The organism is Bartonella clarridgeiae ATCC 51734, from assembly GCF_000518185.1.
In the GTDB taxonomy this organism is placed as follows: domain Bacteria; phylum Pseudomonadota; class Alphaproteobacteria; order Rhizobiales; family Rhizobiaceae; genus Bartonella; species Bartonella clarridgeiae.
Genome location: NZ_JADC01000011.1, coordinates 214,216 through 240,782 on the forward strand (window position 1 = coordinate 214,216; position 26,567 = coordinate 240,782).

Annotated in this window: 17 protein-coding genes; 7 read left to right on the forward strand and 10 right to left on the reverse strand. The window is 36.0% G+C overall.

The window, feature by feature from the left end; genetic code table 11:
• Positions 1-70: 70 nt before the first annotated feature.
• The 5 genes from T420_RS0104590 to gyrB form a co-directional block, all read right to left on the reverse strand.
• Complete coding sequence (locus T420_RS0104590; RefSeq protein WP_013544401.1) at positions 71-784, reverse strand: sulfate transporter family protein; 714 nt, start codon at positions 782-784, stop codon at positions 71-73.
• 130 nt (positions 785-914) lie between these two features.
• Positions 915-2,315 (reverse strand): bifunctional phosphopantothenoylcysteine decarboxylase/phosphopantothenate--cysteine ligase CoaBC, encoded by a 1,401-nt coding sequence (coaBC, locus tag T420_RS0104595; RefSeq protein ID WP_026501181.1) that lies wholly within the window; start codon positions 2,313-2,315, stop codon positions 915-917.
• A gap of 82 nt (positions 2,316-2,397) precedes the next feature.
• Positions 2,398-3,984: a 2-polyprenylphenol 6-hydroxylase gene (gene ubiB / locus T420_RS0104600; RefSeq protein WP_013544403.1), complete on the reverse strand. Its 1,587-nt coding sequence runs from the start codon at positions 3,982-3,984 to the stop codon at positions 2,398-2,400.
• Positions 3,985-3,987: 3 nt separating this feature from the next.
• On the reverse strand, positions 3,988-4,770 hold the full coding sequence (gene ubiE / locus T420_RS0104605) for a bifunctional demethylmenaquinone methyltransferase/2-methoxy-6-polyprenyl-1,4-benzoquinol methylase UbiE (protein ID WP_013544404.1): 783 nt from the start codon (positions 4,768-4,770) through the stop codon (positions 3,988-3,990).
• A 121-nt stretch (positions 4,771-4,891) separates the two neighbouring features.
• Positions 4,892-7,321: a DNA topoisomerase (ATP-hydrolyzing) subunit B gene (gene gyrB, locus T420_RS0104610; protein WP_013544405.1), complete on the reverse strand. Its 2,430-nt coding sequence runs from the start codon at positions 7,319-7,321 to the stop codon at positions 4,892-4,894.
• Between the two features lie 707 nt (positions 7,322-8,028).
• Between gyrB and T420_RS0104615 the strand changes: the two genes are divergently transcribed.
• Positions 8,029-8,892: a transporter substrate-binding domain-containing protein gene (locus T420_RS0104615; protein WP_013544406.1), complete on the forward strand. Its 864-nt coding sequence runs from the start codon at positions 8,029-8,031 to the stop codon at positions 8,890-8,892.
• 11 nt (positions 8,893-8,903) lie between these two features.
• Here the strand turns inward: T420_RS0104615 and T420_RS0104620 are convergent, their stop codons facing one another.
• Complete coding sequence (locus T420_RS0104620; RefSeq protein WP_013544407.1) at positions 8,904-10,436, reverse strand: YifB family Mg chelatase-like AAA ATPase; 1,533 nt, start codon at positions 10,434-10,436, stop codon at positions 8,904-8,906.
• A 464-nt stretch (positions 10,437-10,900) separates the two neighbouring features.
• On the opposite strand from T420_RS0104620, the gene T420_RS0104625 reads away from it, so the two are divergent.
• Together T420_RS0104625 and T420_RS0104630 are read left to right on the forward strand one after the other, a co-directional pair.
• Positions 10,901-12,841, forward strand: a complete 1,941-nt coding sequence (locus T420_RS0104625; protein WP_013544408.1) for an autotransporter assembly complex protein TamA — start codon at positions 10,901-10,903, stop codon at positions 12,839-12,841.
• Positions 12,841-17,484, forward strand: a complete 4,644-nt coding sequence (locus tag T420_RS0104630) for a translocation/assembly module TamB domain-containing protein (protein WP_026501183.1) — start codon at positions 12,841-12,843, stop codon at positions 17,482-17,484. The genes T420_RS0104625 and T420_RS0104630 overlap by 1 nt, the downstream gene beginning before the upstream one ends.
• Positions 17,485-17,524: 40 nt before the next feature.
• Here T420_RS0104630 and T420_RS0104635 read toward each other — a convergent pair whose 3' ends face one another.
• Positions 17,525-19,291, reverse strand: a complete 1,767-nt coding sequence (locus T420_RS0104635; RefSeq protein WP_013544410.1) for an ABC transporter ATP-binding protein — start codon at positions 19,289-19,291, stop codon at positions 17,525-17,527.
• Between the two features lie 182 nt (positions 19,292-19,473).
• Complete coding sequence (infC, locus tag T420_RS0104640) at positions 19,474-19,992, reverse strand: translation initiation factor IF-3 (RefSeq protein WP_026501184.1); 519 nt, start codon at positions 19,990-19,992, stop codon at positions 19,474-19,476.
• A 200-nt stretch (positions 19,993-20,192) separates the two neighbouring features.
• On the opposite strand from infC, the gene T420_RS0104645 reads away from it, so the two are divergent.
• From T420_RS0104645 to dapE, 3 genes are all read left to right on the forward strand, one after another.
• The gene (locus tag T420_RS0104645; RefSeq protein WP_013544412.1) at positions 20,193-20,972 is read left to right on the forward strand and encodes an alpha/beta hydrolase; all 780 of its coding nucleotides are present in this window, start codon (positions 20,193-20,195) and stop codon (positions 20,970-20,972) included.
• Between the two features lie 34 nt (positions 20,973-21,006).
• Positions 21,007-21,735 carry a M48 family metallopeptidase gene (locus tag T420_RS0104650; protein ID WP_013544413.1) on the forward strand — a complete coding sequence of 243 codons (729 nt, stop codon included), beginning with the start codon at positions 21,007-21,009 and terminating at the stop codon, positions 21,733-21,735.
• A gap of 189 nt (positions 21,736-21,924) precedes the next feature.
• Complete coding sequence (gene dapE, locus T420_RS0104655; RefSeq protein ID WP_013544414.1) at positions 21,925-23,091, forward strand: succinyl-diaminopimelate desuccinylase; 1,167 nt, start codon at positions 21,925-21,927, stop codon at positions 23,089-23,091.
• Positions 23,092-23,141: 50 nt separating this feature from the next.
• Here dapE and hemW read toward each other — a convergent pair whose 3' ends face one another.
• Both hemW and rdgB read right to left on the reverse strand, forming a co-directional pair.
• A complete protein-coding gene (hemW, locus tag T420_RS0104660; RefSeq protein ID WP_013544415.1) occupies positions 23,142-24,341 on the reverse strand; it encodes a radical SAM family heme chaperone HemW in 1,200 nt (399 codons plus the stop codon).
• Positions 24,338-24,985 carry an RdgB/HAM1 family non-canonical purine NTP pyrophosphatase gene (rdgB, locus tag T420_RS0104665; protein ID WP_013544416.1) on the reverse strand — a complete coding sequence of 216 codons (648 nt, stop codon included), beginning with the start codon at positions 24,983-24,985 and terminating at the stop codon, positions 24,338-24,340. The genes hemW and rdgB overlap by 4 nt, the downstream gene beginning before the upstream one ends.
• 503 nt (positions 24,986-25,488) lie before the next feature.
• On the opposite strand from rdgB, the gene hrcA reads away from it, so the two are divergent.
• A complete protein-coding gene (gene hrcA / locus T420_RS0104670) occupies positions 25,489-26,559 on the forward strand; it encodes a heat-inducible transcriptional repressor HrcA (protein WP_026501185.1) in 1,071 nt (356 codons plus the stop codon).
• Positions 26,560-26,567 lie beyond the last annotated feature (8 nt).

The window sequence follows — 26,567 nt, forward strand, 5'->3', positions numbered from 1 at the left end:
TGGTTTTATAAAATTATATTTCTTTTATTCATTTTATTTTTCTTATTTTAATTGATCAAGTGCTATTATTTTAGTGTGACAAGTGCGAAGTCTGATGTGAAAGCATTTTCTGTAAATGCGTCATAAAGGCAGCTGCAAAAAGTGGTGTAAATAAATTAAGGATAGGAATAGAAACAAAAAACGCTATCAATAAACCTGCACCAAAAACAGTAGTGTGATGTGTTCGTAAAAAAGCGTGAGCCTCCTGTTTAGATCGAAAACGATAAGCAACGAATACAAAATATTCACGACCAAATAGATAACCATTAATCACATAAAAGGCAATTAAATTGATGCTCGGTATAAAGAACAAGAAAAAAGCAATTCCATTTCCGAAAAAACTTAAAATAACAAATTTTAAAGCAAGAATAAAAGAGTATCCAAATGACATAGCTTTTCCAGTAGGCTCATTTGGATAATCTTCTTTTTCAATAATTTCAGCAGCGTTATCAATGAAAAAACTTCCAATCATTGCTGCGATTGGAGCAATAAAAAAGGCTATCAAAAAAGACAGACCAAGGTTAAAAATAATAAGTATGCTTAATTCTATCCATTCTGTCCAATAGGTTGGTCTAGGAATAAAATGAGCAATCCAAAGAGAAAAGTAGGGCATAAAAAACTGGTATGTACATAACCATATTATAACAAGGACAAGAAAAGTAAGTCCTAATATTTTCCATATCATAGTACGATATTGCTGGGTGAAAAGGCGCTGTAGAGCGTAATGAGCAGCAGTAAAAATCATGAATAAGAAATAAAAAAGGAATAATAAAAAACAGGAGGTGAAATGAAGAACATTTTATATATAATATTTGTAGCTTAAATTATATATTTTAAAGTCAATTATTTTCATTTAAAACAAATTTTTTTGTTTTTTACTCACAAACAGGAGAAAGAAAAGAGAAAAATGATACAACAGCATTTGCCAATTTTTCAGCTACTTTTTGTTTACTCATATGTGGCCAGTGTTCAATATTATCTTTACTCACGAAAAAAATTTCATTTGTATCAGAACCCATAATGTTCGTATTGTCCGCATGGAGAGAAACATCATTTGCAAGGATGAAGTCTGCCCCTTTTTTAACACATTTCTTTTGTGCATTGGCAATGATATCGCAAGTTTCAGCAGCAAAACCAATCACAAGGGGTGGGCGATTTGGAGCATGACCGATCGTAGCTAGAATATCGGGATTTTCGATCATATGCAAAGAGAGTGGTGTTTGATTGGATTCCTTTTTTATTTTTTGTAAATGTTGCGTTTGGCTGCGCCAGTCACAAACAGCAGCAACAAAAATAGCACCATCAGCAGGTAGTGCTTCTTGCACGGCTTTTAACATTTGGCAAGCTGTTTCCACATGAATAGTTTTTACTCCTTCTGGATCAGCAAGACCGACAGGTCCACAAATAAGTGTCACTGTTGCACCTAAGTTGGCTAATGCTGTTGCAATTGCATGTCCTTGTTTGCCTGATGAGCGATTAGCTAGGTAACGCACCGGATCGATTGGTTCATGAGTAGGCCCAGAAGTTACAATGAAGTGACGACCACAAAGTGATTTTTTTTGTGCACTCAAAAGTGCTTCTGCTGAAGCTACAATGGTTAGAGGTTCACTCATACGTCCACAACCTTTTTCGTTTCGTTCAGCCATTTCTCCAACTTCTGGCCCTACCATGTGGACTCCATTTGCACGTAATTTTGCAATGTTACGAATAGTTGTTGGGTGCGTCCACATAGCTGGATTCATTGCAGGAGCAATTAAAAGTGGACAACGTGCTGCTAAAATGATGCAATTGGCTAAATCATCCGCTATTCCAGTAGCTATTTTTGCAATACGATTAGCAGTGGCTGGTGCTACAATAATTAAATCAGCTTGACGCGCTAATCGGATATGAGAAACATCTTGTTCTTTTTCACCTGAAAATAAATCACTATATACACTGCTACCACTGAGAACTTCGGCTGCTAGAGGAGTAATAAATTTTTGAGCCGCTGTTGTCATAACAATGTTTAAATTTGCTTCACGTTCTTGCAAACGGCGAATCAAATCAAGTGCTTTATAGGCTGCAATACTTCCACCAATAATAAGGAGAATAGATTTTGATTTTAATGATTGTTTTTCAATAGTGCTTGTTTGTAGTGGTGATATGATGGATGTTTCTACCAGATTATTTAATAAGTGAAGAGTTTCTTCTTCTATAGAAATACCATTTTGCTCAGCGCGTATGCGCAGAAATTCTTGAATTTCAAGTGATACATTTCGAAGGGTAATATTAGTCATAACATCATACATCCGAGATATTAAAATGATAGCAATAATTTCATTAATTGCACCTTCTTTAATATTTAATATATTGTGTAAGTTAGAAAGAAGGAAAAAGAAAAAAAGTTACAAAAAGCAAACAAAAGGCAATAATGAATAAACTATAACGATTATAGCGGTTAGTACGGCTTTGTTCAAAAGCAAGTTGTTTAAGAGTAGCAGGAGAAAGATAAAGTCCTGTCTTCGTCATTTTACTTAATCCCTCTTCTATCCGTTGGAAATTTTGTATCAATTGCGGAGTTTGACGTGCGAGTGAGAGCAATGCTTGTGTCCCTTCACTCAAATCTTTTACGAGTCCTACGGGTCCTAAATTTTTGCTAATCCATTCTTTGACAATTGGTTCAGAAGCTTTCCACATGTTAAAATCTTGATCTAATGAGCGTGCTACGCCCTCAACAACAACCATGGTTTTTTGCAGTAATAAAAGTTCAGGTCGGGTCTTCATATCAAATAATTCAGTAACTTCAAATAAGAGTGTGAGCAATCTGGCCATAGAAATACTTTGTGCTGATTGTCCATGAATAGGCTCACCAATAGCTCGGTTGGCTTGAGCAAAACTTTCAATATTATGATGTAATGGGACATAACCTGCTTCAAAATGGGCGTATGCTACACGATGATAATCGCGAGTAATAAAACCATAAAGAATTTCAGCAAGGAAATGCTTTTCTTTTTTTCCGAGTCGTCCTGTAATTCCTAAATCAACCGCAACAATACATCCTTGTGGATCAACAAATAAATTACCAGGATGCATATCAGCATGAAAAAAGCCGTCACGTAAAGTATGACGGAGAAAAGATTGAATGAGCGTAACTGCTAAAGCTTTTAAATCAAAACCAGCTTTTTTAAGTGCTGGAATATCAGACATTTTTATGCCATCAATCCATTCCATTGTTAAAACATTTCGTCCTGTTCGTTCCCAATCAATCTCTGGTACCCGAAAACCTGCATCATGCTGAGTATTTTCAGCCATTTCTGATATGGCAGCTGCTTCTAAGCGCAAATCCATTTCAATTTGTGTTGTTTGTGCCAAAGTATCAACGACACGAACAGGACGTAAACGCCGCGAGGCAGGTATATAACGTTCTTGTAAATGGGCAATGAGATAAAAGCCTTTAAGGTCTTTTGCAAAACGGTTTCTGATATTAGGACGGATAACTTTAACAGCGCATTTTTTTTTGTGACCTGCTTTATCATAGTATTCAGCTGGATGAACTTGGGCAATAGAAGCAGCAGCAATAGGTGGGTGAAAATCTGTGAATAGATCATTAATAGATTGGCCAAGAGAATTTTCGATTTGAACAATTGCATCGGCACAGGGAAAAGTTTGAACACGATCTTGGAGTTGAGCTAAATCGGCTGCAATATCGCGCCCAACAATATCAGGCCGAGTAGCAAGAAATTGACCAAGTTTGACGTATGACGGGCCAAGTTTATTGATAGCATGTGATATATTTTCAGATCGGTGCTTTTTCTGTGTTTTGCGTCGCGCTAAGGTACTCGCTATACGGTGATATACTGCTGGAAATCCTTGAAGGCCATCACTAGGGATAGCGCTAATAACTCCTTCTCGCGTAAAGATAAACAATGCACGTAGAAGTTGAAGATAGGTAGAAATTTGCACCATTTTTTAAATCTTCCAACCTGAATGCAGTGTTGCAATAGCACCTGTAAGATTACGATATGATACCGAAGAAAAACCTGCATTTCTAATCATATGGGCAAAATCATTTTGCTTAGGAAATTTACGAATCGATTCAACCAAATAACGATATGCATCATGGTTACCTGTAATGAATTGACCTAGTTTGGGAATAGCATTGAAAGACCAAAGGTCATAAATTTTATCAAGTAGAGGCATTTCAACATTTGAAAATTCTAAACATAGAAAACGTCCACCTGGTTTTAAAACACGAAAAGCTTCCCTGAGAGCTTTATCAATATGCGGTATGTTGCGAATTCCAAAGGCGATAGTATAAGCATTAAAACTTTGATCTTTAAAAGGCAAATGTTCTGCATTGGCTTCAATGAAGTCAATAAGGGAGGCAAGATTATTTTTTTGTGCACGTTTTTTACCAACGCTCAGCATTGAGCTATTAATATCAAGGATTGTAACATGAGCTTTTCTGTGTGAGGCGTTGAGAATACGAAAAGCAATATCACCGGTGCCACCGGCTACATCAAGAACTTTCCAGTTAGAAATAGCTGGTGGATACAGCCACGCTACCATAGAATTTTTCCATATACGATGGAGTCCAAGAGATAAGATATCATTCATTTTGTCATAGTTTTCAGCGACAGAATGAAATACATTGTCAACCATAGATTGTTTTTGCATTTCGTCAACTTTTGTAAAGCCAAAAGAATGTTCCATGCCTCCTTCGATTCCTACACGTTCTGTTTCCGCTGCCATAATACATGACCTTTCTTATTTTGCTTTTATCGTAAATAACATGTAGAAAAAATGCGCAAATACGAAAAAATAACAGATAAAATCATAATGTTTATATACAGCTTAAAACAAAAGGGTACTTTTAAATATCCAGATTAGCAACACTTAAGGCATTATCTTGAATAAAAGCTCGCCGTGGTTCAACTTCATCACCCATTAAGCGAGAAAAGAGTGAATCTGCATCAGTTGCATCATTGATCTTCACTTGTAAAAGAGTACGTGCATCAGGATCAAGGGTTGTTTCCCACAATTGGTCAGCATTCATTTCTCCAAGACCTTTATAACGCTGTAAAGTTAAACCTTTTTTGCCATTTTTAAAAATACTTTCTAATAAACCAATAGGTCCAAAAATGCGCTCTGATTTATCCTTATGATGCAAGAGAGGAGGAGGACTATAGACTTCTATGAGATTTTGAGCAATACGATCAATTTGGCGCGCATCCGCTGAATTTATAAGCCCTGCGTCGAGTATAATAACCTCTTTTACGCCACGCAAAATACGTTCAAAACACAGCCCTCCTTCTGGCGTAAATATACCACTCCAACCACGCTCCATATCATCGGCAATTAAGTTCAGACGATTTGCAACATTGTCTGCTGTTTTTTGAGCTTTTTCTGGTGTTGTAAAGGCTTCAGAGCTAAAAATACCAGCAATTGCTGCCTGCTCAACAATATTACGATTATAGCGTGTATGAAGACCATTGAGAAGTTGGCGTAACATACGAGCATCTTCAGCGAGCTTACGCAAATCAGTACCAGCAAAGACCTCACCTGTTGAAAGTTCTAATGTTGTTTCTTCCGATCCAGCATCAATTAAAAATTCTTCGAATGCTGCTTCATTTTTTATATATTGAAAAGATTTACCACGTGATACTTTATAAAGAGGTGGTTGAGCAATATAAAGATGTCCACGTTCAATCAATTCAGGCATTTGCCTAAAAAAGAAGGTAAGAAGTAGGGTGCGGATATGCGCACCATCAACGTCCGCATCCGTCATAATAATAATTTTATGATAACGTACTTTATCTGGTGAAAATTCATCTTTCCCAATGGAGGTACCAAGAGCGGTTATGAGTGTTCCAATCATCTCAGATGAGAGCATTCGGTCGAAGCGCGCTCGTTCGACGTTAAGAATTTTACCACGCAAGGGCAAAATCGCTTGATTTTGACGTGAACGTCCACTTTTAGCTGATCCGCCGGCTGAATCTCCCTCAACAATAAAGATTTCTGATTTTGTAGGATCACGTTCCTGACAATCAGCAAGTTTTCCTGGTAAAGAAGTGATATCGAGGGCTCCTTTACGTCGTGTGAGCTCGCGTGCTTTACGGGCTGCTTCACGGGCCGCTGCAGCTTCTACTACTTTACTAATAAAAATTTTTGCTTCATTAGGATGTTCCTCTAGCCATGCTGAAAGACCTTCATTTACCAAATTTTCAACAATAGGACGCACCTCAGAAGAAACCAATTTATCTTTTGTCTGAGAGGAAAATTTTGGATCAGGTACTTTGACGGAAAGAATAGCTGTTAAGCCTTCACGACAATCATCACCGGTTAAATTAACTTTTTCTTTTTTTGCAATACCTGAGGATTCTGCATAACCGTTTATTTGACGTGTTAAAGCACTACGAAAACCTGCTAAATGAGTTCCTCCATCTCGTTGAGGAATGTTGTTAGTGAAACACAATACTTTTTCATGATAGGAATCGTTCCACCATAAAGCAACGTCTACGCTTATACCATCTTTTTCATTTGCAATATAAATAGGATTATCAATGAGAGCTCTTTTTGATTGATCAATATGTTTTACAAATTCAACTAATCCACCTTTATAATGTAATTCTACTGATTGAACATCAGCACGACGTTGATCAGTGAGAAGGATGTGTATACCCGAATTTAAAAAAGCTAACTCCCGTAAACGACGTTCTAAAGTTTCGAAATTAAATTCAACCATTGTGAAGGTTTCAGAACTTGGTAAAAAAGTTATTTCTGTTCCACTTTCTGAATCGCAATCACCAACAATTTTTAATGCGGAATCTGCTACCCCATGGGTAAACGACATTTCATGAATTTTGCCATTACGCTTAATTCGTAACCGCAACCAAACAGAAAGTGCATTAACAACAGAGACACCAACACCGTGCAATCCTCCGGAAACTTTGTAAGAATTTTGATCAAATTTTCCACCAGCATGAAGTTGCGTCATGATGACTTCAGCTGCTGAAACACCCTCAGTTGGATGAATATCAGTTGGAATTCCACGTCCATTATCACGAACAGAACAAGATCCATCAGCATGAAGTGTGACATTTACAAGAGTAGCGTAACCGGCTAAGGCTTCATCAATAGCGTTATCCACGACCTCATAAACCATATGGTGTAGGCCTGAACCATCATCGGTATCACCAATATACATGCCAGGACGTTTACGCACAGCATCAAGACCTTTAAGTACTTTAATGGAAGATGCACCATAGTCACCACACATTGGCGAGATTGTTTCATCACTCATAGGTCAATCCATTTCTGTATTTAATTTCAATATTTAATCGGTTTTTTTGCGCTTAATATTTTAGCCAGTTATTTACAGAATAACAATATTAGATGTTACTGTATATAAAATCTATATTCAACATGTGTCATGTCTATAATAGATATAAAGGTTTTTTGCACTCAAATGGTGATGTTTTTATCGCTACGTATTGCACGATTATTGCTTTACAATAAAATGATGAGTAAAAGAGATCTTTATTGTAACACAGTAAATAGTTGTCTTGGTTATATTTTATAGCTTTAATAATGAGATTCACGTTATTTGGAAAGAAAATTATTAGCTTATTATTTTGAATTTATCGTGTCTAGAAAAAGTGATGGTATTTACAAAATTAAGTTATTGTTCTTACGTAATAGAAAAAAAATCAAAATAATTACAAGGAAAACACCAATAAAGCTAATACTAATATAGAAAATTTTTTTTCTGCACTAAAAGACTGCTGTTTTTGGTATTTTTATCTACAAAAAATACATCATAAAATCCATATTATATTATAGATATTCTAAAAATATATGGAAACTATTAAATTTTTTGATAATTTTGAAGAATATCCAATATTTTAGCCTATTTAAAAATACAAACTCTTTTCGTTAAGTTTTTTAACACTACGACAAAGAGAAAATAGTAATTTAGCTATGAGTAATTTGTGGGGGAAGATTTTGAAAATGAATAAATTTATCGATATGTTAAATTACTTTATTGGAATTTTTTTTATGGCATCGGTCCTTTTTTTTCCACCTTTTGTGAAGGCTGGGATGGGAGGAAGGCTTCCTTTTTTTTTAAATGCGTACGAACATTTAATACAGCCTGATATAACCGATATAGCGCGTTTACGTTTTGTTACAACGTTTGATTTTCCTCCTTTTAACTTTCTTGATAAAACAGGTCATCTTTCAGGCTATAATGCTGATTTATTACGCGCTATTTGCGTAAAACTAAAACTTGAAAAACTATGTGAAGTAGAAATTATTCCTCGGGAAGAATTGGTAAATCATCTCAACAGCGATGGAGCAGAAGCGATTATTGCTGGTTTAGAAGAAACAACAGAAATGCGTCAATATCTTTCTTTTACCCAAACTTATTTGCGTTTTCCTGCACGTTTCGTATCATATAAGTCTTTGAATCTTAATGAACCAATAAGTGATAAACTTGAGCATTTAAAAAGTGGATTTTTGATAAAAAGTGCATATGAAAAACTATTTCATAGTTATTTTTCTAAAGCCAAATGGCAGGGGTTTAGTGATAGAAAAATGCTCTATAAAGCATTACAGAACCATGAAATTGATCTTATTTTTGATGATGGATTGGCTTTGTCTTTATGGATAAATGATCCACAATCAATGGATTGCTGTAATTTTGTTGGGGGAGCTTATATAGCTCCACAATTTTTAGGAACAGGAATGCGGATCGCTGTTGCAAAAAAGAATGCAAAATTAGTTGATATTCTTAATTATGCTCTACAATCTTTAGAACGTGATGGCAAGCTTATAGAGCTTTATTTACGTTATTTTCCAATTAGTTTTTATTAATTCAAAACTTATTAAGCGATAGCTACGAGTCTTTCATTGTTTAACCTATAGGAAATGGCTTCTGCAAGGTGGTGGCGTGCAAGGTGCTGTGCTTGATCAAGATCAGCGATAGTGCGTGCGACTTTGAGAATACGATGATAAGCACGTGCGGAAAGGTGCATTTTTTCGCTAACATCTCGTAGTAATGTAGCTGCATTTTGATCGGGAATAGCAATTTGTTCAATGATTTTTGCAGGGCAGTCGCTATTGGTTCGGATGTGGGGAAGATCTAGTGTTGCAAAACGTTTAGCTTGAATAAAGCGCGCTTGTGCAACGCGTTTTGCGACATTATAACTTTTTTCTGACTGTTTTTGTTGCATGAGATCCATTGCTGTTAAAGCAGGGACCTCAATACGTAAATCAATTCGGTCAAGTAGAGGACCAGAAATACGGGATTGATAATCAATTTGACACCGTATACCTTTGGAACAAACGTAGCCTTTTTCACCAGCCATACCGCATCGACAAGGGTTCATTGCAGCGATGAGTTGGATACGAGCAGGATAGCTGATATGATGATTGGCACGGGCAATAACACATTCTCCACTCTCTAAAGGCTGACGAAGAGAATCAAGGACTTGAGGAGAAAATTCAGGGAATTCATCTAGGAATAAAACACCGTTATGAGCAAGTGATACTTCTCCTGGTTGTCCTTTGAGCCCACCACCGATCATGGCTGCCATAGAAGCAGAATGATGTGGCGAACGAAAGGGACGATAGCGTGATATGGCATTATGTGTTGTTTCTCCTGTAATAGAAGAAATGAGAGCAACATCTAAAAGCTCACGGCTATCAAGAGGTGGTAAAATAGAAGGTAAACATTGGGCTAGCATAGATTTGCCTGCACCAGGAGGACCAATAAATAGAAGATTATGCCGTCCAGCTGCACAAACTTCTAATGCGCGTTTTGCAGCTTTTTGTCCTTTAATCTCACAGAGATCTGGTAATTCGGTTGGTGTGCTGTATTGACGTGGCTGTGGCCTTTTTTGAATTTGTATTCCTTTAAAATGGTTGATTATAGTAAGAAGAGTTTCAGGGGCAAGAATATCCATTTCTGTGTTTGCCCATGCCGCTTCAGGTCCGCATTTGTGAGGGCAAATTAATCCTTTATCGAGTGATAATGCTGTCATTGCAGTTGGTAAAACACCATTAACAGAGTTAATAGATCCATCAAGTGATAATTCACCTAAAATGATATATTTTTGCGCTATCTCGGAAGGAAGAAGATTCATAGCGAGCATTAAGCCTATTGCAATGGGAAGGTCATAATGTGAACCTTCTTTGGGCAAATCAGCTGGCGCAAGATTAACAGTAACTCGTTTGTTTGGCATAGAAAGCCCACAAGCATGAAGAGCTGCTTGTATCCGTTCACGACTTTCTGCGACCGCTTTATCTGCTAATCCAACAATAGCCATCCCTATTTTGCCAGGGGAAATCATAACCTGTACATCAACAGGAATTGCTTCTAAACCACGAAAAGCAACCGTTGTAACACGCGCGACCATTATTTATTTTCCCCCTTCTTTTATTTAAAAGAGACAATCATATCTATGTATAAAAATCAAGAAGTGTCTCTATGCTCTTTTTGATGAAGAGATTTATATATATGCAGAATTTTATAGCACGATAATAGGGGGTATTTGCATAAATTTAACTATGATAAGATATGCTTCAATAAAGTATTTAAAGTAAGCTAAATGAATATGTTAAAATACAAAGACATAACGCTGCTTTATCTCACAGTTCTTCAAAATCTTGTAAAGACACGTAAGTACGCGGGAAAAACGGAAAAGAAATATGACACCACATATTTTAAGCAAAGTGTATTATTTAATGTGATTAGATGGATGAAGAACTTAAATAGAAAATTATGTTTATCATTCTTTAGTTGATTTTTATTTATAAGAAAAAAATATCAAACTGTTTATTAAGAGTATCTGATTTGGTAATATGTCAGACAAGAATTTCGTTGAAATCAAAAGCCGCATACAGCGTAGTAGTAGGCTTATGGTTAGTCTTTACTTTTGCACGGTCAGTTGTGGCATTTGAGCTTTTTGGTTTTCGTTTATTTGGTAAAGAAAAGCCGGCTTCTTCCTCGTATGGAATGAATAGTGCAGAAAAATCTTATACAATTGAGGTAGTTGCTCCACCAGGGGCTCCACCAGAAGGGGTTAAAATAGCTAAAGCTGCGTCTTCTCTTGTTTCTGATCAAGGTAAAGCAGTAGCAAATTCGTCTGGTTTATTAGCTAAAGCTCGTTCAAATTATCGAACAATACTTGCTGCTCTCTATGCTGATGGACGTTATGGTGGTATCATTAGTATTAAGATTAATGGTTTAGAAGTTGCTGATTTAAGCCCTTTAGCTCAATTACCAACTCAATCGAGTATTCTTATTACAATTGATGCTGGTCCACAGTATGTTTTTAATGTTGCGAATTTCAATAAAGCTTTTTTTCTTGAAAAGTATAAAATAGGTGAAATTCTCTTAATGGAAAATTTAGATTATAAGGTTGGCGCTATTGCAAAATCTGAGACTATTCTTAAAGCAGAACGATGGTTAATAGAAAGATGGCGACAACAAGGTTATGCTAAAGCAAGTGTTATTAGTCGTGATGTGGTTGCTGATCATGCTACACGCTTTGTTGACGCGCAGATTACAGTTAATCCTGGGAAAAAGGCTTATTATAGTTTTTTAAATGTGCGTAATGTGAGTGAACAACCACGTATGGATTCAGCCTATATTGCATGGATGACAGGATTAAAACTAGGTCAGCAATATAATCCTGATGCGTTGATCAAAGCAAATAAACGGCTTGCACGACTTGATGTTTTTCGTGCAGTTACTGTGCGTGAAGCTGAGACAATTAGTCCTGATGGTCGTTTACCGCTTACGCTTATTTTAGAAGAACGTAAACCACGACGTTTTGGCATTGGTGGTAGCTATTCAACATTAGATGGTGTGGGGCTTGAAACTTATTGGATGCATAGTAACCTTTTTGGTCACGCAGAACGCTTTAAAATTGAAACTAAAATAAGTGGTATTGGTAGTAGAAAAGAGGAATCTTATCGTCTGAAGAATTTTGATTATCTTTTGGGAGCAACATTCACTAAGCCTGGCATCATTACTCCTGATACGGATTTTGCAGCAGAACTAAAAGGAGAGCAAGATGTTTTAGATAATTATACTACAACAGCTCTCAAAGGGCAGGTGGGCATTACGCATATCTTCAATGATCAGTTATCAGGACGAGTTGCTTTAGCTGCTTTTAGTGGTTATTCACGTGATGATTATTTTGGGAGCCGTCAGTTTACCACGATTGGATTATTGAGTGGTTTAATTTATGATGGCCGTAATAGTACAGTTAATGCAACAAAAGGTTTATATGGTGAAGCGATTCTTGAACCACTTTATGAAACACATTTTGATAATTTTGTGACAAAAATGACGATAGAAGGTCGTTCTTATTGGGCGTTTGATGCAAAAGATCATTTTATTTTTTCAACACGAGTAAAACTTGGTACAATTATCGGAGGTAATATAGCTGAATTGCCTTCAGATACGCTTTTTTTTGCTGGTGGTGGTGGATCTGTTAGAGGTTACGCTTATCGTAATATTGGCATCAAAACAAAAAATGATACTATTATTGGTGGGCGTTCTCTTGTTGAAGGATCAGCTGAATTACGTCTTTCTTTTAATAATAAAATAGGATTTGTAAGTTTTATTGATGGCGGTTTTGTAGGGGAAAAAACGTATTTTAATTTTTCACAACAAATGAAATGGGGAGTAGGTATTGGAGGTCGTTATATGACTGGTTTTGGCCCTTTTCGGTTTGATGTAGCTTTCCCTTTTAAGCGAGAGAAAGGTGATCCCCGTGTTGGTTTTTATGTGGGTATAGGGCAAGCGTTCTAATGAAAAAAATATTGTATTTAAGGTTTTTTTTATTTGGATTTTCTCTTTTGATGATGAGCTATTTTGTATTTGCTCAGAGAGGAAATTCATTAGCTGAAGAGAAAATGAGAGATGGTGGTTCATGGTTTGTCTCTTTTATTGAACGTAAACTTTCAGCACCTAATCGACAAATTCGTTTGCATAATGTCCAGGGAGCCTTATCTTCGCAAGCGTCGATTGATACGATTACTGTGAGTGATAATAAAGGCATTTGGCTTAAAATTAACAATGCTAAGGTAGATTGGAATCGTTTAGCGTTATTGCGAGGACATGTTGAGATTAATCAACTTTCAGCAGAAAAAATTATATTGTTACGCAAACCACAGAGCTTTTCCTCAATTTCTTTTTTTGAAGCTGATCAATTTTCTATACCCAAATTGCCTATGGCAATTTTTGTCAATACACTAATGGTTGATTGTGTGACTTTTGAAAAAGACATTTTTGGTCTTTCTTCTGATGTATCATTAAAAGGGCATTTAACTTTAGATGGTGATGAATTTGATGGCAATATAGAGGTTCAACGTATAGATGAATCAGGTTATTTTTCTATTTTGACAAAAATATCCAATAACGATCGTACAGCTAAAATTGATATTGTTGCTGACGAGCCACAAAATGGTATTATGGCTAATATTCTTGAGCTTGAAAAGCGTCCTGCATTAAACCTCACTGTTAAAGGTAATGGAACTTTTGATGATTTGGTTGTTATGCTTCATTTAGAAGCTAATCAGCGGCCTATTTTAGAGGGTAATTTTATTCTTGCAGGTGTTCCAGAAGGTCATAGTCTTTTAACTAATTTAGAGGGAAAAATTGGTCTTTTAATGCCTGGTCAATATCGTAGTCTCTTTGAATCTAATGTTGCGTTAAAAGCAAAAACAACGATGACAAACGAAGGTGCAATGCAGCTTAATTATATAACCATTCAAGGAGATGCAATTGATGTTGTGGCTAATGCTGAGATAACGAATGATGGATTTTTACGACGTCTTTTTGTTGATGGCAAAATAGCTTTTGATAAAGAAAAATCGTCTACTCGTTTACCACGATTAGAGACGCGAACACGTATAGATAATCTTGCTTTAACAGTTGATTATGGCCGTAAAGGACAAAAAACTTGGAAAGGACGGTTTGCTATACATAATTTGAAAAATGACAATATTCATATTCGTGATGCAGTTTTTGATATGGGGGGGATAAGTGAAAATCTTGATAATTTAGTTTCTCGTCATGTAGGTATTCAAATTAATGGCACTCTTCAGGGAATTACAAGTATTAAAGATAGTTTTGCAGAAGATCTGAATCAACCAGTTCATATACATCTTGATACGGATATTCTTTCTGGAAAGCCAATGTTAATCCATGATTTTAGTATTACAGCTCAGGATTTTTCTATTTGGTTAAAAGGACAAATGGATCGTTTCATTTTTAAAGGTGATCTTGGTGTAAAAGCACAGACATTAGCATCTTTGGGTTTATTGAATGGACAGTCATTTTCTGGCGGTGCAGATATTAAAGCGAAAGGAAGTTTTAATTTAATTGAAAGTGCTTTTGATCTTAAAATATTAGGCACTGCTGACAATGTTAAAATAGGAAAGGAAGCAGTTGATCATTTATTAAAAGGAAAGTTGCTTCTTTCAGGTGATATTGCGTGGAATACAATGGGTTTAATTGTACACGATTTCCATTTAAAAAATCAGTTTGCCGATATAAAAGCTGATGGCCATTTTGCCAAAGAAAGTGCTGAAATGGATTTTTCTGCTCAAATGTCTAATCTTGCTCTGTTGGATCCAAGAATGGATGGCGCTGTTACGATTAAAGGGACTGCTAAAGGACATAATAATCTTATAAAAATCAGTACAAATGCTTATATTACTGAAGCATTTTTGGTTGGTAAGAAGCTTCAAAATACAATATTCAATATGAATGTGCTTATGGATAATACATCGTCAGTTGCCTCCTATTTAACAGGTTTTATAGAAGGAAAGGGAACTTTTGCTGAGAAACCATTGCGGCTGTCTGCTTCTTTTAACAATGCTGACCATATTTGGAATCTTCAGGGTATCAATATTAAAGGAGGTAATGCGAGTATAACTGGTAATATTGCTCAAACGTTTGAACGTTTTTTGAAAGGCAATTTGCATATTGATGCGGAAGATATTTCAACACTTTCTGCATTATTTTTGCAAAAAGGGAGTGGAAAAGTAAAAGGGGATTTTATCTTTGATGAAATAAATAACCAACAAGTAGCAAATTTAAAAGCGAGTATTGACCATTTGATACTTGCAAAAAATAAAATAAAAAAATTGGCAATACAAGCCGATATATTTGATCCTTTTGGCGCAATACAATTAAAAGGCTCTTTTAATGCAGAACATATCCGTACGCCATTAATCATGCTAAATCATTTGAATGCTCAGGCTATGAATAACAATGGACAAACGGTTTTTAATGTTCAGGCGTTACTCCATAATGATATGAATGCAAAGTTTTCTGGACGCGTTATTACAGAGGGGTTACCCGCAGGTGTGAAACAAAAAGTGCAGCTTGAAACTATAGATGTAAAACAAGTCAATCTGCACGCAGCATTACTTAAACCAGCGACCATCATCTTTGATAAAAATGGAATAACGATGAACAAGTTAGGAATTTCTATCAATGGAGGTGAAATCGCGCTTGCAGGAAATATTAAAGATAATCTTAATTTGCATCTTACAATGAGTGCTGTTCCTGCTAATTTAGCTAATTTTTGGAAACCAGATCTTGGTGCTGTTGGGACTTTGACAGGAGATATTATGGTCAGTGGGAGTTTGACAAAGCCTGAGATAATTTATGATGTAAAGGGCCAAGCGTTGACGATTGCTTCTTTTCAAGAAAAGAAAATAATGCCTTTTGCTTTCTCTGCCAAAGGTAAAACAATCGATCAGGCTCTTATTTTATATGCAGAGTTAAGTGGAGACGGATTACAAGCGCAAGCACAAGGAAAAGTTCCTTTAGATAAGAGCGATTTTGATTTGCATGTTAATTTAAAAAATTTCCCTGCGCATTTGGTCAATGGTTTTATCAAGGGGCAACCTCTTGGAGGAGAATTGGTTGGTAAGGTTGATATTGGTGGAGATTGGAAGAGTTTGTCTACCTATTTTGAGCTTTCTAGTCAAAATTTGACAGTAATGACTCATAAAGGACCAGAATCGATTAATATGAATGTTCGTGGTTCTTATAAAAAATCGACATTTTATATTGAGCATATGATAGCATCGGATGCCAAGGAATTGGATCTTTTTGTTAATGGACAGATTTTTCTGAATAATTCGAGAGCTGAATTGAATATTAAAGGCACTATGCCTCTTGCTTTTATGAATCAATTTGTAGCTGAGCGTGGTGCACATGTAACGGGAACGTTAAAAATAGATAGCACCTTCAGTGGTGCATTATCTCAGCCACAGTTAAGAGGATATTTTTCTGTATCTAATGGTCATTTTTTAGATACGCAAACAAATTTAGAATTGAATAATATAAGGCTTGAAGGCAAACTGAATGGCGATCATATGATTTTAGAGCATACTTCTTCATCTTATGGAGGGTCTCTTTCTGCTTCAGGTCGCATCTCTAATGATCTACAGACAGATTTAGTTATTCATCTCGATCGTGCCCATTATAATGATGGGTCTATGATTTTTGCAACATTAACAGGTAAAATGACAGTAACTGGTTATTTTTTGCGTGATCTTGTTATTGGTGGTGATATCACAGTTGAAAAAGCAGAGCTTCTTATCCCTGATAATTTTCAAAATGCTGCATTTCTTGATCTTAAACATAAGAATCTAATCGCATCGGTTCAAAAAACACTTGAGCGAGCTAATGTTAAAACTTACAATCATAATCAAGATTCTTCTGAAAAATCTTCTTCTGCTGTGCAATTGGATGTAAGAATTAATGCACACAACAAATTTTTTGTCCGTGGTCGAGGGGTAGATGCTGAATTAGGAGGAAGCATTAATTTAAAAGGTCCTTTGTATAGTATGCATCCGGTTGGTGAATTGCAAATGATTCGCGGAAGGTTTGATATTCTTTCACAACGTCTCAATTTTGATAAAGGACATGCAAGCTTTAACGGTAATCTTAATCCTACTGTTTATTTTATTACCAACAATAATAATGGCGATATTCGTGTTAATGTGATAGTAAGTGGAACAATTGATAATCTTGATATTCAGTTTTCTTCACAACCTATTTTGCCACAGGATGAGGTATTAGCGCGTTTGATTTTTAATCGCTCTCTTAACGAATTATCGCCATTTCAGATTGTTCAGCTTACAGCAGCAGCAGCAGAGCTTTTTGGTGCTTCTAATACATCTTTATTAAATACTTTACGTACCCATATTGGTCTTGATGATCTTGATGTTATTGTTGATAAAAAAGGCAATACAGGTTTACGTGTTGGACGCTATATCCATGATAATATTTACTTGGGTTTTGAAGCAGGATCCAATGGAACAACGAAAGGAACAATTAATTTGGATGTTTCACGTCATCTTAAAGCTAAAGGGGCCATAGGAAGTGAAGAAAATACGAGTTTTGGCTTGTTCTATGAAAAAGATTATTAACTGAAAAATTAGTTAAAAAACTAGTGCTAAAGTCTGTTATTTAAAAATTCTGTTCTTTAAATTGAGTGTGATGAAGTTTTTTATAGACGCCTTTTTCTTTTGCAAGTAATTCTTGTTGAGTCCCTTGTTCAACGAGATGCCCATTTTGTATTACAACAATTTTATGAGCACGTGCAATCGTTGAAAGACGATGAGCGATAACAATAGTTGTACGCCCTTGTGTAAGGAGATCAAGAGCTTCATTGATTTGCGCTTCAGTATGTGAATCTAAAGCACTTGTTGCTTCGTCAAGAAGTAAGATTTCACTATCATGAAGCATTGCTCGGGCGATGGCAATACGTTGTTTTTGTCCGCCTGATAGATTATTGCCATTATCCCCGACTTGTGTATCATAACCGTTTGGCAGATCTACAATAAAGTCATGAGCATTGGCTGCTTTTGCTGCTTTAATAATATCGTTATCATTTGCTCCTTCTTTTCCAAGTCCGATATTATATTTAACGCTTCCTTGAAATAGAAAAGTATCTTGTCCTACGTAGGCCATTAGATTCCTAAGGGAACGAAATGTGATGTAGCGAATATCTTGATCATTAATCAATATACGTCCTTGAGTAGGGTCATAAAGGCGCATAAGAAGGCTAATAAAGGTCGACTTTCCTGAACCCGATGGTCCCACTAATGCTGTCATTTTGCCTGCTTCAATTTCTAGATTGATATCGTTTAATACCATCTGATCATTAGTATAAGCAAAAGAAACATGTTCAAAACGGATGGAATTTTGCATTTTATTAAGATCTTTAGCCTCTTTATGTTCCGTAACTGTAAGAGGATGATCGAGTATTTCGAACATTGTACGGATGCTAACTAGACCAGATTCAATTTTAACACGCACATTTGCCAATCTTTTGGCTGGTTCATAGGCTAGAAGCAAAGCGACAATAAAGGACATTAATTCACCTTGAATGCCTGCACGCTGGCTTGCGAGATAGCCGGAAAAACAGATAACACCTGCAATAGCAATGCCAGCAAGTGTTTCCATAATTGGATTTGTGGCAGCTTCAAGCATTGCGATACTGTTTGCTTGTCGTTCAACATCATAAATAGCTTTGTTCATGCGTTTTTGCATCAATTTTTCGAGTGAAAAGGCTTTTATTACATAAATACCAATCGTCGTTTCTTGTACGATTTTGATAATTTCTCCGAGTGAAAGAAGTTCTTTTTCCATAAGGCTGCGAACATATTTTAAAGCTATTCGAATTCCTAAAAATGCTAATGGACCTATTATTAAAGTAATGGCAATTAACGTGAAATTTTGAATAAACATAACAAACAAAAGACCAATAACAGAAAGTAAATCACGCACAAATGTTGTGATAATTATATCAATGATGTTGCGTGCTGCTGTTGCACTGTGGGTTACGCGTACAAGAAGATCAGATGAGGTGTTATTTTGATAAAAAGAGATGTCTTGTTGTATGAGGTGTGCATAAATTTTGCGTTGTTGTTCAGCAACGATACTATTGCCTGCTTTGCTTAAAAAGTAAGTTTGAGCAAAAGTTGCAATTCCCTTGAGAATGAAAATAAAAACAATAACACTAGAAATAAAAACAATCATGTTAAAATTTTGTCCATCAATAATATGATTAACAACATCGCGCATAATCCATGCACTGATTACAGTGGTAAAGGAAATAATGATCATTGAAACAATGGCTACACTGTACAAGTGTATATGTTTATGAAAATTGTCTTTTAGAAGCCGAATGATGAGATGTTTATCAGAAGAAGATATTTGTGTTTTGGCCATGCAGAACTTCTATCATTTTTTTATGCAATATCAAAGCATCCTTTATAGGAGAGTTTTTAGGGCTTCTGATAAATAACACCCTCATTAATTTAAAAGCATAACGAAAGACCTCTGCAATATAAAAACATTGCATTTCATGCACTTTAAATAAACTTTATATGATCGAAATTGTCATTAAAAAATTATTTAGGCGCTATTACCATCATAATTTGACGACCTTCAAACTTTGGTTCAGATTCAATTTTAGCAATTTCATTTGTATTTTCTTTAACCCGCTGAAGAAGTTTTATTCCAAGATCTTGGTGAGTCATTTCACGACCACGAAAACGCAAAGTAATTTTCACTTTATCGCCATTGTCAATAAAACGACGAATAGCTCTTAGTTTGACTTCATAATCATGAACATCAACATTTGGCCGCATTTTAATTTCTTTGATTTCGATAATTTTTTGCTTTTTACGTGTTTCAGCTGCTTTTTTTTGATTTTGATATTTTAATTTTCCCAAATCAACTATTTTACATACAGGTGGCTCTGCATTTGGAACAATCTCAACTAGATCAAGGCCAATATCTGCTGCCCTAGCCAGTGCTTCTTGTATTGTGACTATCCCCTGATTTTGCCCCTCATCATTGATTAATTGAACACGAGGAACTCGAATATCTTGATTTGAACGCAACCCATCTTTTGGGGTAGAGGTTATTTTAAATGGTCGGCGAATGGTTTATGCTCCTTAATTTCAATTAATCGTAACACAGTAGTATACAATATATAGAGAGAAAAACAACTGGAATTCGTGTTTTTCTGTTATCATTATAAGTGATTATTTGTTATATTATTATATTTTTAAAATACAGTGATTTTCTTTTTATAAAAAGAATATTATCTGAAAAGAGGATGATAATGAATCAAAATATTCCTTGCCAGTTTTTTTCATTTGAAGATACGATTCTTGCTGTCCGTCATCACAAAGGCAATCGTTCTCCTGGTCTGATTTGGTTGTCTGGTTATCGATCTGATATGTTAGGGAGTAAGGCGACGGTAGTTAATAGTTTTGCTCAAAAAAATGGTTTTTCCTGTTTGCGTTTTGATTATTCTGGTCATGGAGAGTCGGAAGGAGATTTTTTTCAAGGAACAATTTCGCGTTGGGTTAAAGAAAGTTTAGCTGTTATTGAAGCTTATTGTGAAGGCCCACAAATTTTGATTGGTTCTTCTATGGGTGGGTGGATTGCTATAAGGCTTGCTATGATGCTAGCCCAAAAAAACAAGGCGCCTGTTGGTATGATCTTAATTGCACCTGCTCCTGATTTTACGCAGACTTTGGTGGAACCTGCTTTAAGCGCAGAGGAATTGAAGATGCTAGAGGAAAAAGGCTATTGTGAACGGCCTTCGGCTGATAGTTTAGAACCATTACTTTTTACAAAAGCATTAATTGAAGATGGGCGAAACAACTGCGTTATGAAAGAATGCATAGATGTTGGATGTCCAATTCATATTCTGCAGGGAATGGAAGATGACAAGATACCTTATCAGCATACGTTAACTTTACTTAATTATTTGCCTTTGCATGATGTAACATTAACGCTTGTTCGTGATGCAGATCATCGATTTTCACGTTCTCAAGATTTGGATTGTCTTGAAAAGGTGTTAATGTCTTTGATTGATCGAATCAATGCTGAATAAAGGTTATGTTCATTAATTATGAAAGATATGGTGTATGGTGATTTATGAACAGGACTTTATTCTTTCTAATCGTATTGTACCTTTGCAGGTGAAAGAACACAAAAATGCACGTCGTCTTACACTACGTATTGATATAGCCAGACAAAAAATTTATTTGACAACTCCGCCTGCAGTGGAACGTTGTGTAGTTCAATTTTTCATTGAAAAGAATCGATCTTGGATTGAAAAGCGTCTTGCTTATGGAGGAATTATCAGGGAAGGTTTTCATCTCAAAGAGGGTTCACGAATTCCTGTATTGGGTGCTTCACACGTTATATTGCGTAAAGAAGAACGCGGAGTAGCTGAAATTATTACAGGTGATTCTGAACAAGAGTCAAAGATCATTATTTATAGTCGATTAGAACATCTTCCAAGACGCGTTGCTGATGTTTTGAAGAAACAAGCTAAAATTGTTATAGCACAGTTAGTGGCTCATTATTCATACAAGGTGGGGCGCAAGGTGAAATCAATTAGCTATAAAGATACTAGAAGTCGTTGGGGATCATGCTCAACGGATGGTCGTCTTTCTTTTTCATGGCGTCTTATTATGGCACCAAAAGAAGTTGTTGAGTATGTTGTTGCACATGAAGTAGCTCACCTTGTCGAGATGAATCATGGAGAACGATTTTGGGCTCTTTGTGAAAAACTTTGTCCTGAGAGAAAAACCTATCAAGCTTGGTTAAAGAAAAATGGCCATATACTTCAAAGGATTAATTTTCACTAACGTAAAAATACGATCCTTTTCTAGATTCGTATTGTTTTTTGTATGCTATATAGATACTGTTATTTATATAGGGATGAAGTAACAAAGCTTTGCTTTATTTTTTGAATATATTCAATATTTTCACTTTATATTTTGTATGATTAAGTTTAGCATTTTTAAAATTGCTCTTTTTAGATTGGAATAGCATTTATGCTTGTTCTTACAGATCCTGTTCAGCTTTTACAGGCACTTATTCGGTGCCCTTCTGTTACACCTCATGAAGCAGGAGTTTTATCGACTTTGGAACACTTTTTAAGAAAAATGGGATTTTGTGTTGAGCGTCCTGTTTTTGTTGATAAAAATACGGAAGATGTTGAAAATCTTTATGCAAAAATAGGCAGTGAAGGTCCACATCTTATGTTTGCTGGTCATAGTGATGTGGTGCCGCCCGGTGAACTAGAAAACTGGACTTATCCTCCTTTTGAGGGAGTAATCAACCAAGGAAGATTATATGGGCGAGGTGCTGTTGATATGAAGGGTGGGATCGCTTGTTTTATAGCAGCACTAGCTCGGTTTCTGAAAAAAAAATCACTCAAGGGAATGGTAAGCTTTTTAATAACTGGTGATGAAGAAGGTCCTGCCATAAACGGTACAGTAAAGCTTTTAGAATGGGCAGTAAAAAAAGGTGAAAAATGGAATGCAGCCATTGTGGGTGAACCAACAAGCATAAATATTGTTGGTGATACGATCAAGATTGGACGGCGAGGATCGATTTCTGGTATTATTACGGTTAAAGGTTATCAAGGTCATGTTGCTTTTCCTGAGCGAGCAGCAAATCCATTGCCTTTAGCAAATAAGCTTATTCAAGCGTTGACACAAAATGCTTTGGATCAAGGAACAAAGGATTTTCAAGCAAGTCATTTGGAATTAACAAGCATTGATACAGGAAATTTTTCTGTCAATATTATTCCAGCACAAACAGTCATTCGCTTTAATATACGCTACAATGATCTTTGGACAAAAGAAACACTCATTGCTGAAATTGAGAAGCGCCTTGCTTTTGTGCATTCTAAAAATGATCAAGTACCATATTATCAGCTTGAATGGATATACGGTTTAGGAGGGGTTTTCTTGACAAAAAATGATAAACTGGTTGGAATTTTGTCGAATGCTATTAAAAGTATAACAGGGAACATTCCGGAATGTTCAACTTCTGGTGGCACCTCAGATGCGCGTTTTATTAAAGATTATTGCCCAGTTGTTGAGTTTGGTTTGCCAGGGCAAACTATGCACATGGTGGATGAATATGTGACTCTTGATGCTATAGAAAACCTAACTTCTATTTATGAACGTTTTATTACTGATTTTTTTGCATAAATGAAGTGGTGGTGATTTTAGTGTAATGATAGTATGAGACTTTAGAGATTTTAGTTTGCTAATTGACAAATAATATGATCAAGCAAAATACGTCCTGTTGCTGTTGCTTTTAAATGTTGGTTGCTTGTCATTTCTATCAATCCTTTTTGTTGTAAACTGATAAGTTTTTTAGGCGATAAACTTTGGCCACTTAAAGTTTCGTAGCGTTTTAGATTAAGTCCTTCTGAAAGACGCAAGCCCATGAGCAGCATTTCGTTAGCTTGTTGTTCTTGAGTCAATTGTTCTGTGTCGATACAACCATGGCCTATGGTTTCTACTAATTTAAGCCAATTTTCAGGATATTTTTCGTTTATTGTGACATAACGGTTATGGTTTTCAGTTTTGGATAGTAATGTTTCTGAAAGAAAAGAGGAATTTTTCAGTTGCTGTTTGATAAAACGTCCATGCGCGCCTGGACCAAATCCTGCATATTCATGGTAACGCCAATAAAGGAGATTATGGCACGATTCAGCACCAGGAATCGCATGATTTGATATTTCATAGGCTGGAAGACCATACATAGTGGTTATTTCTTGGGTAAGAGTGTAAAGATTTGCTGCTCGTTCTGATGTTGGCAGAATTAGCTTTCCTGCTGCATGAAGCTTTTTGAAGTTAGTTCCATCTTCTATGGTGAGTTGATACAAAGATAGATGGTCTGCTGCTAAATTAATGGCTTGCAAAAGTTCAGATTCCCATTGTTTAAGTGTTTGTTTGGGACGCGCATAAATTAAGTCGAAAGATAAACGTGGGAAAATTTCACGCGCTAAATTAATAGCATAAAGAGCTTGCTTAACGTTATGGAGACGACCAAGTTGTTGTAATGCCTTATCATTGAGTGCCTGTACACCTAGAGATAAGCGGTTAACGCCTGCTAGGCGATAGCCACGGAAGCGATCTGCTTCTACGCTAGAAGGATTAGCTTCAAGTGTGATTTCAGTTTTATCATCGATTGTCCAGTTTTTTGCGATAGCTTGTAATAAACGATCAACAGTTTGAGGTGTCATAAGGGAAGGTGTTCCCCCGCCAATAAAAATACTTGTAATATGACGAGGCCCTATTTCATGGGCTTGTGTTGTCATTTCGCGTTCAAAAGCAGCTGCAAAACGCGGTTGATCCACTCCATTTATACGGACATACGAATTAAAATCACAATAAGGACATTTGCTAACACAAAATGGCCAATGAATGTAAATGCCAAAAGGTTTCGTCATGAAAGAGCCAAAAGGTTTTCCGCAAATAGTTTAAAAGCGCGTGCGCGATGCGAAAGAGGCGTTTGACCATTGAATTTCCAGCTATGTTTTTGTTCTGTTGACATTTCGCCAAAGGTATTTTCATATCCATCAGGTAAAAAAATAGGATCAAAGCCAAAACCTTTATTTCCACGTGGTGGCCAAATGCATGTACCTTCAACACTACCGCGAAAATAATCTGCATATCCATCGGGATATGCAATGCAAATAACTGATATAAATCGGCTTTTACGTTGATTTTTTTTAAGAGAGGCAACTTTTTGTAATTCATTTTCTACTTTTTGCATAGCTTTTAAAAAATCACGTGTACCATCGGATTGGAGAGCCCAATCAGCTGTATAAACACCTGGCGCACCATTTAAGGCGTCTATTTCTATGCCAGAATCATCAGATAAAGCAGGAAGGTTTGTAGCTTTTGCAGCCGCAAAAGCTTTGATATAAGCATTTTCTTCAAATGTTGTTCCTGTTTCTTTTGGTTCGGGCAAGCCAAGTTCTTTTACTGATTGTGTTGTTACACCGAAAGGAGCAATCAATCTGGTAATTTCATGCAGTTTACCGGTGTTATGTGTAGCAATGACGAGTTTTTTGATTGCTATACTTCTCATGTGCATGTGTCTCCTGAAATGAGGCATAATCTCTGTTTGAATAAGGATTTATTTGTATAGGATAAAAAATTTAGTGACAGTAGTTTTGAGAATTCCAATACAATGAAAAATTCAGCATCGTTAAATTTTTTATATAAATGCTTTGATTCATTAAATAACAAAATTGATATCGGTTTTAATTTGTGAATTTTTATATAGCGTGGATTTATTTATATATTATAAGGAATAGCTTTCAAATGGTTTTTAAAAATTTATTGCAGAATACGATTGACTGTGTTTGCAATCAGTTTAAAAAATAGAAAAATAGTTATTTTTTAGTTTTATAAGACATAATTCTACATATTTTTTTATATTTATTCCAAAATGATTATTCCTATTTGATAATGGTATTATTGTAATAAATATGCGATATATATTTTTGCACTATATTTTAGATTATTTGACCATATCTTGGAAAAGCTTATATAAGAAAAAAGTATTTTTGAAATGGTGAAACAATTGTGATGAAGCAAATACCCCTTGATGATGCGTTAAAAGTTCTTGATAAACGTTCACGTGATATTTTTTGTCATATCGTTGAAGCTTATCTTAATGATGGTGAACCGGTAGGTTCACGTAATCTTTCACGGCTTTTACAGCAGACATTATCACCTGCAACAATTCGCAATGTGATGAGTGATCTTGAACATCTTGGTTTGATTTATGCGCCTCATGTGTCTGCAGGGAGAATGCCAACGCAATCAGGTTTGCGATTTTTTGTTGATGCATTTATGGAGGTAGGAGATTTACCAACCGAGGAGCGTGAAAATATTGAAAATCAAGTTAAAGAAGCGGGTAATGCACAATCAGTTGAACATTTTTTAATTCAAGCGAGCCAAATTCTTTCAGATCTTTCACGAGGGGCAGGATTAGTCCTTGCAACGAAGCAGGAAGGTACACTAAAGCATATCGAATTTGTAGGTCTTGATAGAGAGCATGCTCTTGCAGTTTTAGTCACACAAAAAGGTGATGTTGAGAATCGTATTATTCATTTACCAGAAGGCGTGACTCATGCACAATTGACGGAAGCAACAAATTTTCTCAATGCCCATATACAGGGACGTACACTTAATGAAGCAAAATTAGAAATTGCACGTTTATGCTCGGAAACACGAGCTGCTCTTCATCAATTTTCTCAACATCTTGTTGAAACTGGTTTAGCTCTTTGGGGAGGGGAAGATTCAGATAATAAAATGCATCTTATTGTTCGTGGACGAAGTAATTTACTTGAAGATGTGAAGGCAGGAGAAGATTTAGAGCGGTTGCGACATTTATTTGATGACCTTGAAACACGCGAAAGCATGGCGCAGTTGCTTGATTTAGCAGATGAAGGATTAGGGGTACGTATTTTTATTGGTTCGGAAAATAAATTATTTTCGCTTTCTGGCTCTTCTTTAGTAGTGGCTCCTTATTGTGATACACAGAAAAGAGTTATTGGTGCTGTAGGTGTTATTGGGCCAACACGTCTTAATTACGCAAGGATTGTACCTATGGTTGATTATACAGCTCAGCTTGTGTCACAGTTGTTACGTTAGCATGGTTA

Bases quoted from the DNA above. Each gene is read 5' to 3' on its own strand.
- T420_RS0104620 (WP_013544407.1), bottom strand. From the start codon at position 10,436: ATGGTCGCGCGTGTTACAACGGTTGCTTTTCGTGGTTTAGAAGCAATT.
- T420_RS0104590 (WP_013544401.1), bottom strand. From the start codon at position 784: ATGATTTTTACTGCTGCTCATTACGCTCTACAGCGCCTTTTCACCCAG.
- dapE (WP_013544414.1), top strand. From the start codon at position 21,925: ATGCTTGTTCTTACAGATCCTGTTCAGCTTTTACAGGCACTTATTCGG.
- hemW (WP_013544415.1), bottom strand. From the start codon at position 24,341: ATGACGAAACCTTTTGGCATTTACATTCATTGGCCATTTTGTGTTAGC.
- gyrB (WP_013544405.1), bottom strand. From the start codon at position 7,321: ATGAGTGATGAAACAATCTCGCCAATGTGTGGTGACTATGGTGCATCT.
- T420_RS0104635 (WP_013544410.1), bottom strand. From the start codon at position 19,291: ATGGCCAAAACACAAATATCTTCTTCTGATAAACATCTCATCATTCGG.
- rdgB (WP_013544416.1), bottom strand. From the start codon at position 24,985: ATGAGAAGTATAGCAATCAAAAAACTCGTCATTGCTACACATAACACC.
- ubiE (WP_013544404.1), bottom strand. From the start codon at position 4,770: ATGGCAGCGGAAACAGAACGTGTAGGAATCGAAGGAGGCATGGAACAT.
- T420_RS0104630 (WP_026501183.1), top strand. From the start codon at position 12,841: ATGAAAAAAATATTGTATTTAAGGTTTTTTTTATTTGGATTTTCTCTT.
- T420_RS0104615 (WP_013544406.1), top strand. From the start codon at position 8,029: ATGAATAAATTTATCGATATGTTAAATTACTTTATTGGAATTTTTTTT.
- coaBC (WP_026501181.1), bottom strand. From the start codon at position 2,315: ATGACTAATATTACCCTTCGAAATGTATCACTTGAAATTCAAGAATTT.
- T420_RS0104645 (WP_013544412.1), top strand. From the start codon at position 20,193: ATGAATCAAAATATTCCTTGCCAGTTTTTTTCATTTGAAGATACGATT.
- T420_RS0104650 (WP_013544413.1), top strand. From the start codon at position 21,007: ATGGTGATTTATGAACAGGACTTTATTCTTTCTAATCGTATTGTACCT.
- hrcA (WP_026501185.1), top strand. From the start codon at position 25,489: ATGAAGCAAATACCCCTTGATGATGCGTTAAAAGTTCTTGATAAACGT.
- ubiB (WP_013544403.1), bottom strand. From the start codon at position 3,984: ATGGTGCAAATTTCTACCTATCTTCAACTTCTACGTGCATTGTTTATC.